This is a genomic window from Bacillus sp. SIMBA_005 (assembly GCF_046535585.1).
GTDB lineage: Bacteria > Bacillota > Bacilli > Bacillales > Bacillaceae > Bacillus > Bacillus pumilus.
Genome location: NZ_JAWRWI010000385.1, coordinates 1 through 273, shown reverse-complemented (window position 1 = coordinate 273; position 273 = coordinate 1). Strand labels below are relative to the sequence as shown.

Here is a 273-nt window from a genome sequence, read left to right as displayed (position 1 = left end):
ATCACATAATAATAGGAAGGACATTCCGAGTAATGCTGTATGTGGTAATGTCTTTGCAAGGTTATCCCCTTTGAATAGCGATATGATATTTGGAATAATTAATCCAAGGAAAGGAATCACACCAACAGTTAATACCACCGTAGTTGTTACGAGCGCTACTAACACTAGACCTAAATTCACAACGAATTTATAGGAAAGACCAAGATTTTTTGCAAAATCTTCACCCATTCCAGCCACTGTGAAACGATTCGCATAAATGTAAGCTAAAATTAG

Annotated in this window: 1 protein-coding gene; it reads right to left on the bottom strand. The window is 36.3% G+C overall.

Annotation, left to right across the window (positions count from 1 at the left end; genetic code table 11):
* On the bottom strand, positions 1-273 hold a 273-nt coding region (locus SB660_RS20570), incomplete at both ends, for an iron chelate uptake ABC transporter family permease subunit (RefSeq protein WP_410584187.1).